Raw genomic sequence first — 12,690 nt, forward strand, 5'->3', positions numbered from 1 at the left:
TTTGCTGCTGGCTCGCCGGTGGCTATGCAGAACAGACAGCCTAGTTGCGCCTTGAAAACAGGAAATGAGGGTAATAATACAAAAAATGATGCGATTCAGTTAAAAATTGGGCAAATTGTCGCAATATTACATAATCACTCGGCTTGAGCTCTACTGCGCGATGAATTATTCAGCATTTCCCTAATATATCGTAGTGCTTATCTTGAGTAAGTCCGACAGACTCCTAGTAAATCATATTGATATCGTAGATAATTGTTGTCTTTAGCCTATACATATCACTTACTGGCGATACAAATGTCTTCTATTGTTAAAGCAACTGCAAGTGCATTGCGCGATCTGATGCGTTTTAATATCGCATGGATTGTTATTTGGCCAATTTTAGTTTCGACACTTTTCTGGCTCATTATCAGCTTCATTTTTCAAGATAGTTTTTCTGAGCTGATACTTCTGGTGCTGAATGAGATCGGTGTCGGCGAATGGCTGCAAAATATGGAATCTGGGTGGATTACTTCTGCTATTCAAAGCACGGTCAATATAATTTTATTCATCCCGCTCGTGATAATAACCACTTTGCTGATTACAGCTATTTTTATAATGCCGGCGCTCGTCAAGCTGGTTGCTAAACGTTCTTTTCCTGAACTTAAACACGAGTATGGCGGTACCCTGGGCGGCAGTATCATTAATGCAATACTTGCCAGCGGTATTTTTATACTGATCTGGGTCATTACAATGCCATTGTGGGCAGTTGGGGCAGGAATTATTGTTCCTTTTATAGCAGCAGCTTTTATGAACCAGCAGTTGTTTCGATATGACGCGTTATCTGAACATGCCAGTAAACAAGAAATTAAGACAATTTGCGCATCAAACAGATACTCACTATGGGGATTAGGTTTGTTGACAGGCCTATTTCAATTTATACCGATACTCAATCTATTGGCTCCAATATTTACAGCGCTTGCATTTATTCACTTTGGTTTGGAACATTTAAAGTTATTGCGTGCAGAGAATGTGAAAAACGATTTGCTTATTAATGATCATTAATACTCAAGCATATTTTTTCAATATGCCCTTAGCTATGTTCTAAACCAAGCATGAACATGCATGATTGGAATCCAAATTTTGTGAATCTTTCACCCATGTTTGAACCGTTTTTGCATTTGGAAAAATATTTTGCAAATTGTGCATTTTGGCCTGAGCATTCTCACTTAAATAGACTGGCACTGATGCTAAACCAACAAGTTATGACTCAATCTGAGCAGCAAATTTGCTTTGTACCTCAGGGCATTGGGAAGCAATGTTTTGAGCAAAACTATGAGTCGAGAATTTATCTAACTGGTCAAATACAAACAAGGGCTAAGAACTGGCATGATTTTTTTAATGCCTTGGTATGGCATACATTCCCACGAGCAAAATCGGCACTTAATCAATTGCATTATCAGGCTCAATTATTTGAATCAGTAAACAAGATTAAACATCGCTGTGCGTTGAGGGATACAGCAACGCTTTTTGATGAATCAGGTGTTATAGTTGTGAGCAGCGAGAAAACATTGATTCAATTACTAAGCGATTTTGAATGGAAGGAATTGTTTTGGCGACAACGTAAGGGAATGCTGTCATCAATGCGGTTTTTTGTTTTTGGTCATGGGTTGTATGAGAAAGCATTGAATCCTTATGTTGGAATGACAGGTAAAGGAATTATTTTCAATGTTGAAGAAGCATTTTTTGCTAAGACTTTGTTAAAGCAATTACACTTAATCGATTCAATATTAGAGTCCTTTTTATTACAAGATTTATCGTCAAGCTCTGATTTGACGCCTATTCCACTCTTGGGCTATCCAGGCTGGACTGAAGATAATCATAGTGAAATATATTATGAAAATAAGAAATATTTTCGAGATCGCCATAGAGCTGATTAAGTATCGTGAGGACTACAGTTTGATTTTGAATAATCCTTTATCGGGAATTAATAATGAAATTAAATAATACGATAATGGTGAATGCAATGAAAAGAATCTTATTTCCGTTGCTGATTTTGTTATTCTGCTTTGTGAATACGTCAAAAGCCGATAATCTGGCACCAGAGAAAATTGAAGGTGCTCGCACAATAAATACTGTAACAGCGAAATTATTATTCGACAAAGGTTATCACTTTATCGATGTCAGGGGGCTTGATGATTTTAAAATTGGACATATTCCGGGTGCCTATCACCTTTCAATCAAAAGCGATTTCGCCGAGCAAAATTTAAGTGCCATTGTAAAAAAGACCCAGCCTGTTGTTATTTATTGTAACGGCATTTTATGTATGGGTAGTTCAATTGCGATTAAAAAGGCAATTGATTGGGGTTGGTTAAATATTTTCTACTACCGTGAAGGTATTAGAGATTGGAAACAGCAGGGCTATTCAGTTCGCTCGATCAATCCATAGTGAGTGGTGCACAATTTGGAAAATATCGAGTTGCTTTATTAATACTATTTAGCGAAATAATTTGTCTTTGACACAATACGGTATGTTTTTACGAATTGTCGATGTGTTTTTTGTTAAAATATAACGTTTAATTTATTAATTTATTGGAGTATTTAATGGCAATTGAAAGAACGCTATCCATTATTAAACCGGATGCTGTTGCAAAAAATGTAATTGGACAGATTTATTCACGTTTTGAATCAAATGGTTTGAAAATTATTGCAGCCCGCATGATGCATTTATCACAGTCTGAAGCAGAGCAATTTTACGCAGTGCATCGCACACGTCCTTTTTTTGGAGATCTGGTTAAATTCATGACATCCGGTCCTGTTATGGTGCAAGTACTAGAAGGAGATGAAGCCATTAAAAAGAATCGAGATTTAATGGGCGCAACAGATCCAAAAAAAGCAGAGAAAGGGACTATCCGTGCTGATTTTGCGGATAGTATTGATGCCAATGCAGTTCATGGCTCAGATGCACCAGAAACTGCTGCGGCAGAGATTGCTTGTTTCTTTCCCACATTAAGTATTTATTCCCGTTAAAGATCATATAGTCTCTATATAGTGACAATCAATCTGTTAAATTATGATGGTAAAGGCCTAGTGGATTTTTGCGCTGGAATTGGTGAAAAACCTTTTCGTGCAAAGCAACTGCTGCGCTGGATTCATCAATATAGTACTGCCGATTTTGATGCGATGAGTGATCTGGCTAAAGGTTTGCGTGAGAAACTTGCAGTGCTAACGGTCATTGAGTTACCACAGATTATCTCTGATTATGTGGCGACAGATGGAACGCGCAAATGGTTGTTAGGGGTTGGTGCGGGTAATGGTATAGAGACTGTTTTTATACCGGAAGCGAATCGTGGCACTTTATGTGTTTCAAGCCAAGTTGGATGTGCTTTAGCATGCACTTTCTGTTCTACGGGTAAACAAGGGTTTAATCGTAATTTAACAGTTGCCGAGATTATTGGGCAATTATGGATTGCAAACAAGACACTGCGAACGGATGTGAGCGATAATACTCCAGCTCATGCAAATAGAGCTGTTACCAATGTGGTAATGATGGGTATGGGCGAGCCGTTAGCCAATTTTGATAATGTTGTTACCGCGCTGGATTTGATGTTGGATGATCACGCTTATGGACTTTCACGGCGACGTGTTACGGTGAGTACTTCGGGGTTGGTACCCGCGATTGATCGATTACGTGAACGTTGTCCGGTTGCCCTGGCCATATCCTTACACGCACCGAATGATGCTTTGCGCGATCAACTGGTGCCGATTAATAAAAAATATCCTATTAAGGAGCTATTGGCTGCCTGCCAGAGATATTTGCTGGCAGCGCCTCGAGATTTTATAACTTTTGAGTATGTGATGTTAGCGGGTATTAATGACAGTATTGCGCATGCGCGTGAACTTATTGCATTGGTGCACGATACACCCTGTAAATTTAATTTAATTCCGTTCAATTCGTTTCCGGGATCTGATTTTAAGCGTTCTTCAGCAGAAACTGTGCGTGTTTTTCGTGATGTTTTAATGCAAGCCGGGCTTGTTACGACGGTTAGAAAAACCCGTGGTGATGATATTGCAGCCGCCTGCGGCCAGCTTGCAGGTCAGGTGAAGGATAAAACGCGTCGTACAGCTGGTGTGAGGATAGAGGCGATTCAGTGAAAAAAAATCTGTCAATTTTTTTTCTATTGATGCAATTTGTAGGGCTAGGCGGTTGCGTGCAGCAACCCATAGACAATGGGATGTCGGTTCAAGCCAATGCAGAACGGGCTTTTCAGAGTGCAAAAATTCACACAGAATTGGCTGCGGAATATTTTCATCGAGGACAATTGGATGTCGCGCTAGAAGAAGTCACTGAAGCCTTAAAGGCTCAATCGGATTATGCGCTTGCATATAATGTACTGGGGCTGATTAATATGACTCTAAATGAAAATAGCAAAGCATTGGATAATTTTGAGCAAGCAATCCAAAAGGCACCTAAGAACCCTGAGATACACAATAATTATGGATGGTTTTTATGTCAGCGCTTTCCTCTGCGTATGGATCAAGCCATAAATAATTTTATGACAGCCGCCATAGATCCACTGTATTCAACGCCGGAAATGTCATATACCAATGCGGGAATCTGTGAGATTAAGCGTCAAAAATATAACGAAGGACAAATATTTTTCCAGAAGGCGTTATCCATCCATCCTAATTATTCACCGGCATTGATTGGATTGATTGATACTGACTTTCAACGTGGTAATTTAACCGATGCACAATCGAAGCTAGTCCTGTTTCAGAAAAATAATTCACCAACGCCTGAGAGTCTGATATTGGCGATAAAAATCGAACAGGCAATGGGAAATCAACTGGCTGTTGACAGTTATATTTATCAGTTGCAAAAGCATTTCCCTGAGTCCAAAGAAGCAGTGTCGATTCGAGAAGGAAAAATCAGATAATGAATACGACGAACGAAAAAAACAGTAACGATGATCAGCTTCCTGAAAATATTAAATCCAACAATATTAATTTAAATGTCGGAACGGAAAGACATACACTGCATAATGACCCAGAGAAAATTCAGCAAGATCAAGCAGCGAGTGAAAGCATACTAGAAACAGAAAAAAGTGAAATGGAATCTTTGTCTGCCATACAGATTATTGATTCAGACACAGTTTCTTCCAATCTGGATAATCATCAGAACGAGCAAATCGAGGGCAATAGCAATCAGAATAATATGTATACTCACATTGAACATAAACCGGCAAGAAATGAATTAAATGACATTGATTCTGTGAGCGTTGTCCAAAGTGTTGGACATTTATTGCGCAAAGCCAGAATAATGAAAAGTATGAGCGTCGAAGATGTATCTCGGCAATTACGCCTCTCGGTGCTACAGATCGAAGCGATTGAGAAAGAAAATTATGAGAGGCTACCGGGACGCACTTTTTTACGAGGCTTTATTCGTAATTATGCCAACCTGGTCCAGTTAGACCCAATTCCTTTATTGCAATTGCTTCCTGAATCTACCCCGGTGATATCAACCTATGAACGGACACCGTTTAAGAATAAACAAATATCGTTTTCTTCAAACCGGGAAAACTCAGGCAACAATCGATTAACAATGGTTATCGTTTTATTTACTATCATTGTGGGTGCTTATTTTATATTTGCGAATGATATCTGGATTAAAGCGCCTGAAACCAATACTGTAAGTAATGTGGCAAAATTTGAATCTGGAACAGCCTCTGTAGAAATTCAACTGCCCTTGTCGGGAACTGCGAAAACTGCGAGCAGTTCTCAAGCCAATCAGCAATCAGAAATTAATGATCGAATGAATGGCGAGAAAAGTTCAGAAGCGGAATTGGATACAAAAACTGAAACTATTCCACCAAAAAACAAGTCCGCCATTCAGAGAGTCGAGAAATCAACTGTAATACCAAGTGACTCAGGTAATTTATATTTTAAATTGATTGGAGATTCATGGATTAAAGTAGTCGATGGCTCAGGTGCCTCTTTGTTCGAACAACTTAAGAAGAACGGTAGTGAACAAGTTATTACTGGGAAAAGGCCTTTATCGATTGTTATAGGCAATGCATCGGCAGTTAATCTCACCTATAATGACAAAGTAATTGATATGGCTTCTTATAAGCGGCAAGATGGAACTGCACGTTTTACGCTTGAATAAAAGCGCTTGTAATCATTTTTGATCCCAATACAGTTAAATTATGCCTGAAAATAATAATTCTACAAATCGCCGGTCTAGTGTAGGTGTCCGGGTTGGAACGGTCATGCTGGGTGGTGGCGCGCCTGTCGTAGTGCAATCAATGACCAATACAGATACGGTTGACAAAACTGCTACAACCGAACAGGTTGCGCAGTTGGCGCGTGCTGGATCTGAACTTGTTCGCATTACAGTCAATTCAATGGAAGCAGCAAGCGCAGTAGCGGAAATTCGTGCACGCCTGGATGATATGGGATGCCATGTGCCTTTGGTAGGCGATTTCCATTTCAATGGTCATAAACTACTGACTAGTTATCCTGAGTGCGCGAAGGCTTTGGCAAAATTTCGCATTAACCCGGGAAATGTTGGTCAAGGTAAGAAGCGCGATGAGCAATTTGCCACTTTGATTGAAACAGCTTGTAAGTATGATAAGCCGGTACGAATTGGTGTCAACTGGGGAAGTCTAGATCCGGAAATGCTGGCGCGTATCATGGATGAAAATGCAGCTTCCAACAATCCACAAGACGCGAAATATGTAATGCGGGAAGCATTAATCACATCAGCACTGGAAAGTGCTACCAGGGCCGAAGAAATTGGCCTTAATCGCAATAAAATCGTCTTGTCTTGTAAAGTGAGCGGTGTGCAAGATTTGATCATGGTTTACCGCGATCTGGCTGCACGTTGCGACTATGCGCTGCATCTGGGATTGACAGAAGCTGGCATGGGATCCAAGGGGATTGTGGCATCGACAGCGGCATTGGCAATACTTCTACAAGAGGGAATTGGGGATACAATTCGTATTTCATTAACACCTGAACCGGGTGGAACACGTTCGCGCGAGGTGATTGTCGCGCAAGAAATTCTGCAAACCATGGGATTGCGTGCGTTCGTGCCATTGGTGGCTGCTTGTCCGGGTTGCGGTCGTACCACCAGTACTTATTTTCAGGAACTGGCGGAGAGTATTCAAGCGTACGTACGTGACGAAATGGTCGTGTGGCGTGAGCAATATGATGGCGTTGAAAACATGTCGCTGGCTGTCATGGGCTGTGTTGTCAATGGCCCCGGTGAAAGCAAGCATGCCAATATTGGAATCAGCTTGCCGGGTTCCGGTGAAAATCCGGTAGCGCCGGTGTTTGTAGATGGGCAGAAAACGGTGACATTAAAAGGCGATAATATTGCCAACGAATTCCGTCAGATCGTCGATAAATATGTTAGCGAAAAGTATCCGAGAAAAGCTGTCTGATGACTATTGGAGTTAAAGCAATTCGCGGGATGAATGACATTCTCCCGGATGAATCCTATCTCTGGGCATATTTTGAACAGACGGTGCAGCAATGGCTCGCTACCTATGGCTACCGGAATATCCGAACACCCATTGTCGAACAAACCGATTTATTCATCCGCTCCATTGGTGAAGTGACTGACATCGTTGAAAAAGAGATGTATACCTTCATTGATCATCTCAATAATGACAGTTTGACTTTGCGGCCTGAAGGTACAGCATCGTGTGTGCGAGCCGTCATCGAACATAACCTGTTATATGCTGGTCCGCAAAGACTCTATTATTCCGGTCCGATGTTCAGGCATGAGCGGCCGCAAAAAGGTCGTTACCGGCAATTTCATCAAGTGGGTGTCGAAGCACTGGGTTTTACGGGGCCGGATATTGATGCGGAATTGATTGTCATGTGTTCACGCTTGTGGGATTTACTGGGAATCTCTGGCTTGCGTCTTGAAATCAGTACATTGGGAAATGCTGAATCCCGTGCATTGCATCGCGCTCGCCTGATCAAATACTTTGAGCAACATCGTGATGGCTTGGACGAAGATTCATTAAGACGTTTGCATACCAATCCACTGCGCATACTCGACAGCAAAAATCCAAAAATGCAGGAAATCATCGAGAGTGCGCCAAAATTAATTGATGATCTGGATGTTGAATCATGGGTCCATTTTGAGTCATTGCAGCATATACTGCGTGAACAAGGTATTAATTTTGAGATTAATTTACGCTTGGTAAGAGGGCTTGACTACTACAACCGCACGGTATTTGAATGGATAACCGATAAGCTGGGCGCGCAAGGGACTGTGTGTGCGGGCGGAAGATACGATGGGTTACTGGAACAAGTCGGAGGAAAATCCGCTCCAGCGTGTGGCTTTGCAATGGGTATAGAGCGATTGCTAGCGTTGATGCAGGAATGCGGAAAGGAGATCACGCAACCTGTACCTGATATTTATATTGTTCATCACGGCGAACAAGTGATCGATTATGCTTGGAAATGTGCTGAATCGCTTCGCGATGAAGGATTTAACGTCGTATTACATTGTGGGGGCGGCAGCTTTAAATCTCAGATGAAGAAAGCGGATGCCACAGGTGCCCATTATGCAATGATTATTGGTGATGATGAAGTTAATGCGCAGGAAGTAACTATCAAACCGCTACGTGCGCCCATCGAGCAAGCGAGCGTTAAATTAGATAGGGTCACTGATTTAATCAGGAAAAGACATTCGTAACATTACTACTGTGACATTTCTCACGGTAAATTGCAATCTTTAGTCAGTTCGGTGTTCATGTTATTTAGCATTTATTCAGGAAGATATAATGGCAACTTATAGTTTTGAAGAACGAGAAGAAATGGATGGATTCAAGGCATGGTGGGACAGGTTTGGCACCGCGATTACTGTTGTGTTAACAGTTATTCTTGTAACGATTGGCGGCATGCAACTCTGGAAGTATTATCAACAACAACAAGCACAACAGGCAGCCGATTTATATAACCTGATACGGCAAGTTCAATCGTCAAATGACCCAATAAAAATTAATGATGCGGCTCAATTGCTCACAGAAGGATTTTCATCCAGCGGTTATGCGCCTCGTGCCGCGTTGATTGCGGCACAAGCCGATGTGCAGGCAAGCAACAATAAACGTGCGATACAGAACCTGCAATGGATTATCGATCATACGAAAGAAACAGAGTTACGCGATCTGGTGCGCTTAAGAATATCTGGTATTTTGCTGGATGAGGGAAAATACGATGAAGCATTACGGATTTTGAATGCCGGGCAAGGTGAATCCTTTGCAGGGTTATATTGGGATCGTAAAGGTGACATTCAGGTGGCGGCAAAGAAAATTTCTGAAGCACGGCTAAGTTATCAAACCGCTATCGATAAGTTAAGTAAAAATAACAATTATTACAATATTGTTCAAATGAAACTCGATGCATTAGGCGATTCTGAATAATTATCAAAAAGTGACTTTTCTGTTGGATTTCGTCAGATCCTGGCGGATATTACAATATTGGATGATATTCGCCCTGTTGCTATCAGGCTGTGGCAGCACGATGAATCCTCTTGATATGCCTATCATTGAATCAATGAGTACGAAGCTATCCGATATATTAGTCAAGGAAGAAGTTATCGACTATGAAAAAGAAGAGCTCGATGCTTTAAAGGCAGCTGATCCGATTCCTTTAAAATGGAAAGATAAAGTCAGTGAGAATCATATCGCCTCCTTTTATACCGCCTATGACAATGGCGCAGTATACACAGCGGATGAAGAAGGGAAACTGACCAAGTATGATGCGGCAAGCGGAAAAGAACTGTGGCAAGTCAAAACGAAAAATAAGTTTTCTGCAGGCGTTGGTGTTGGTGAAGGACTGATTCTGATTGGAACATTTAAAGGCGAACTACTTGCGTATAACGAATCCGGGCATACATTATGGCAAGCATCAGTCACCAGTGAAATTCTCAGTACACCGCAAGTACAAAATAATATCGTAGTTGTGCGTACTGTCGATGGCCGGATATTTGGGCTCGATGCTATTGATGGAAAGCGTAAATGGGTTTACCAGGGCGCAACGCCTTCATTAACTGTGCGGAGCACAGCTGGAATAACGATTTCACATGGCGCTGTGTTTGCCGGTTTTCCTGGCGGGAAAATGGTGGCAATGAGTCTGTTTAATGGCAACATTGGCTGGGAAGTCGCAGTCTCACAACCCCGCGGCGTCACTGAACTGGAACGCATGACGGATATTACCAGCGCACCGGTGGTTAACAATCGATTCGTCTGCGCAGCAGCATATCAGGGGCGTGTCGCCTGTTTTGCGATTAATGATGGCGCGCAAATCTGGGCGCGTGAATCATCCAGCAGCGCCGGTCTGACTATGGACAATGACTATGTGTATGTGACTGAAGAGAAAGGTATCATTGCCGCCTATGAACTGCTCAGTGGTGCCAGCATGTGGAAACAGAGCCGGTTAGGTAGTAAAAAACTGACGAGACCTATCATCAGAGGACAATATATTGTAGTAGGGGATGACCAAGGCTATGTCAATTTATTACGGAATTATGATGGTGCTTTGATAGCGCGCTCGGCCACTGACGGCAGTATTATTCAGAACTCAGCTAGTTTATTGCCTGACGGGTTTATAGTGCAAACAGCAAAGGGCGGTGTTTACGCTTTTAGTACGCAATTCTAGAAATTCTTGTAAGTCTCTCTGAATCTTAGCGATTCATCTGGATTCTGGTAACACGGATATGAACCCTTTCCATTTAATGACACCTAGCGTGTACGGTACTGGCAGCAAAAAATCATGAAACCTACACTTGTTTTGGTTGGTCGCCCGAATGTTGGCAAATCAACCTTGTTTAATCGTCTCACCCGCACCCGCGATGCCATCGTTGCTGATATTCCCGGTCTGACACGGGATCGCCATTATGGTCAAGGCAGGATAGGGGACAAACCCTATCTGGTGATGGATACCGGCGGCTTTGAGCCGGTTGTTAAAGAAGGCATCTTGCATGCTATGGCCAAGCAGACGTTGCAAGCGATTGATGAAGCGGACAAAGTACTGTTTATCGTGGATGGCCGCCAAGGGGTAACAGCACATGACAAAATTATTGCCGAGCAATTACGCAAATCCGGGCAAAAAATACTGCTGGTCGTGAATAAAACGGAAGGTATGGCGACAGCCGTCGTCACGGCTGAATTCTATGAATTAGGTCTGGGTGATCCTTGTGCAGTGTCAGCCATACATGGTGATAATATCAAGGAACTGGCCGATTATGCGTTAGCAGATTTTCCAGATATCGAGGAAGAGCCACCCGAGAGCAAGTATCCAAAAATTGCGATTGTCGGCCGTCCCAACGTCGGGAAATCGACGCTCATCAACACCTTACTAGGCGAAGAACGGGTGATCGCATTTGATCAACCGGGAACGACACGCGATAGTATTTACATCGATTTTGCGTATAAGGACAAACACTATACATTAATCGACACGGCGGGTTTGCGTCGTCGTGGCCATGTGTTCGAAACCATAGAAAAATTCTCAGTTATCAAAACCTTGCAGGCCATCGAAGATGCCAATGTTGCTGTCCTAATTCTGGATGCAAAAAATGAGATTTCCGATCAGGATGCCCATATTGCCGGATTTATACTGGAAACAGGACGCGCGCTGGTCATCGCGGTTAACAAATGGGATGGTTTAGACGAATACCAGCGTGACACGATTAAACGCGAACTGACCCGTAAACTGGCTTTTCTGAGCTTTGCGCAATTGCACTATATTTCTGCACTGCACGGCAGCGGCATGAAAAATCTACTGCCTTCCATTGACCAAGCCTATGCGGCTGCCATGGCCGATTTATCAACACCCAAATTGACACGTGCATTGATTGCGGCGATCGAGAAACATCCACCGCCGCGCGGTGGCATGTCACGCCCCAAAATGCGCTATGCCCATCAGGGTGGTTCCAATCCGCCGCTAATCATCGTGCATGGCACCATGCTCAATCATGTACCGGAAACCTACCGGCGCTATCTGGAAAATACTTTCCGTGAAGTTTTTAAACTGAAAGGAACGCCGTTACGGGTTGATTTTAAAGTCGGACACAACCCCTATGCCGACAAAAAACCTGCGCCGCTTACTGAGGCCGAAGCGAAGCGCGCGCATAGCCGACGCCGACGTAACCGGAAGAAATATGGTTAAGCTAGAAGTGGCCTCACTTGATTGGACAATTTTCCCCATATCTTAAGTGGAAATCTTGCGTTAATGCCTATCCTGCTTTTTGCATTGCAGGCAGATTATCGAAGTAGAACTCATTTGGCGTTTTGTCGTCAAGAGCGGTGTGAGGTCTATTTTGGTTGTAGAACATAAAATATTTTTCTAAGCCTTGTTTTGCATCACATACGCTGTCGTAAGCGTGCAGATATACCCCTTCGTATTTGACGCTTTTCCAAAGCCGTTCGCAAACACATTATCACGCCAGCTACCCTTGCCGTCCATACTGATCTGGATGCCGTTATCCTTCAGCAGCCCGGTGAATTCCAAGCTGATGAATTGGCAACCTTGGTCAGTATTGAAGATATCCGGTTTGCCATGCTTGTTTATGGCTTCTTGCACAGCTTCAATGCAGAAGTCGGCAGTCAGGGTGTTATTCCAATTCTACTTAGGAACAGCATTAATAATCCAATCCCATCCGGTAATGCTGCGCATAGTTTCCTGGCTTGATTC

The 12,690-nt window shown here is 42.7% G+C and carries 12 protein-coding genes and 1 pseudogene; 12 read left to right on the forward strand and 1 reads right to left on the reverse strand.

Annotated elements, in window-relative coordinates:
• The first annotated feature begins 294 nt into the window (after window positions 1–294).
• The 12 genes from ACH10T_RS08185 (at window position 295) to der (ending at window position 12,165) form a co-directional block, all read left to right on the forward strand.
• The gene (locus ACH10T_RS08185) at window positions 295–1,041 is read left to right on the forward strand and encodes an EI24 domain-containing protein (protein WP_394808815.1); all 747 of its coding nucleotides are present in this window, start codon (window positions 295–297) and stop codon (window positions 1,039–1,041) included.
• 50 nt (window positions 1,042–1,091) lie between these two features.
• A complete protein-coding gene (locus ACH10T_RS08190) occupies window positions 1,092–1,916 on the forward strand; it encodes a DUF3025 domain-containing protein (protein WP_394808816.1) in 825 nt (274 codons plus the stop codon).
• Between the two features lie 53 nt (window positions 1,917–1,969).
• Window positions 1,970–2,425: a rhodanese-like domain-containing protein gene (locus tag ACH10T_RS08195; RefSeq protein WP_394808817.1), complete on the forward strand. Its 456-nt coding sequence runs from the start codon at window positions 1,970–1,972 to the stop codon at window positions 2,423–2,425.
• A 155-nt stretch (window positions 2,426–2,580) separates the two neighbouring features.
• A complete protein-coding gene (gene ndk / locus ACH10T_RS08200) occupies window positions 2,581–3,006 on the forward strand; it encodes a nucleoside-diphosphate kinase (RefSeq protein WP_394808818.1) in 426 nt (141 codons plus the stop codon).
• Window positions 3,007–3,027: 21 nt separating this feature from the next.
• On the forward strand, window positions 3,028–4,131 hold the full coding sequence (gene rlmN, locus ACH10T_RS08205) for a 23S rRNA (adenine(2503)-C(2))-methyltransferase RlmN (RefSeq protein ID WP_394808819.1): 1,104 nt from the start codon (window positions 3,028–3,030) through the stop codon (window positions 4,129–4,131).
• The gene (pilW, locus tag ACH10T_RS08210; RefSeq protein WP_394808820.1) at window positions 4,128–4,913 is read left to right on the forward strand and encodes a type IV pilus biogenesis/stability protein PilW; all 786 of its coding nucleotides are present in this window, start codon (window positions 4,128–4,130) and stop codon (window positions 4,911–4,913) included. Before rlmN ends, pilW begins: the two co-directional genes overlap by 4 nt.
• Window positions 4,914–5,191: 278 nt before the next feature.
• Window positions 5,192–6,142 carry a helix-turn-helix domain-containing protein gene (locus ACH10T_RS08215; protein WP_394808821.1) on the forward strand — a complete coding sequence of 317 codons (951 nt, stop codon included), beginning with the start codon at window positions 5,192–5,194 and terminating at the stop codon, window positions 6,140–6,142.
• Between the two features lie 40 nt (window positions 6,143–6,182).
• Entirely contained in the window at window positions 6,183–7,421 is a 1,239-nt protein-coding gene (ispG, locus tag ACH10T_RS08220; RefSeq protein WP_394808822.1) for a flavodoxin-dependent (E)-4-hydroxy-3-methylbut-2-enyl-diphosphate synthase, read from the forward strand.
• Entirely contained in the window at window positions 7,421–8,689 is a 1,269-nt protein-coding gene (hisS, locus tag ACH10T_RS08225) for a histidine--tRNA ligase (RefSeq protein WP_394808823.1), read from the forward strand. The genes ispG and hisS overlap by 1 nt, the downstream gene beginning before the upstream one ends.
• An 88-nt stretch (window positions 8,690–8,777) precedes the next feature.
• Window positions 8,778–9,416, forward strand: a complete 639-nt coding sequence (locus ACH10T_RS08230; protein WP_394808824.1) for a YfgM family protein — start codon at window positions 8,778–8,780, stop codon at window positions 9,414–9,416.
• A gap of 61 nt (window positions 9,417–9,477) precedes the next feature.
• The gene (gene bamB / locus ACH10T_RS08235) at window positions 9,478–10,653 is read left to right on the forward strand and encodes an outer membrane protein assembly factor BamB (RefSeq protein WP_394808825.1); all 1,176 of its coding nucleotides are present in this window, start codon (window positions 9,478–9,480) and stop codon (window positions 10,651–10,653) included.
• Between the two features lie 114 nt (window positions 10,654–10,767).
• Complete coding sequence (gene der, locus ACH10T_RS08240) at window positions 10,768–12,165, forward strand: ribosome biogenesis GTPase Der (RefSeq protein WP_394808826.1); 1,398 nt, start codon at window positions 10,768–10,770, stop codon at window positions 12,163–12,165.
• Between the two features lie 67 nt (window positions 12,166–12,232).
• Here the strand turns inward: der and ACH10T_RS08245 are convergent.
• Window positions 12,233–12,609, reverse strand: a pseudogene (locus ACH10T_RS08245) (transposase); the annotation flags it as partial.
• Window positions 12,610–12,690: the final 81 nt, after the last annotated feature.

The sequence above is a fragment of the Nitrosomonas sp. genome (assembly GCF_043753625.1).
GTDB lineage: Bacteria > Pseudomonadota > Gammaproteobacteria > Burkholderiales > Nitrosomonadaceae > Nitrosomonas.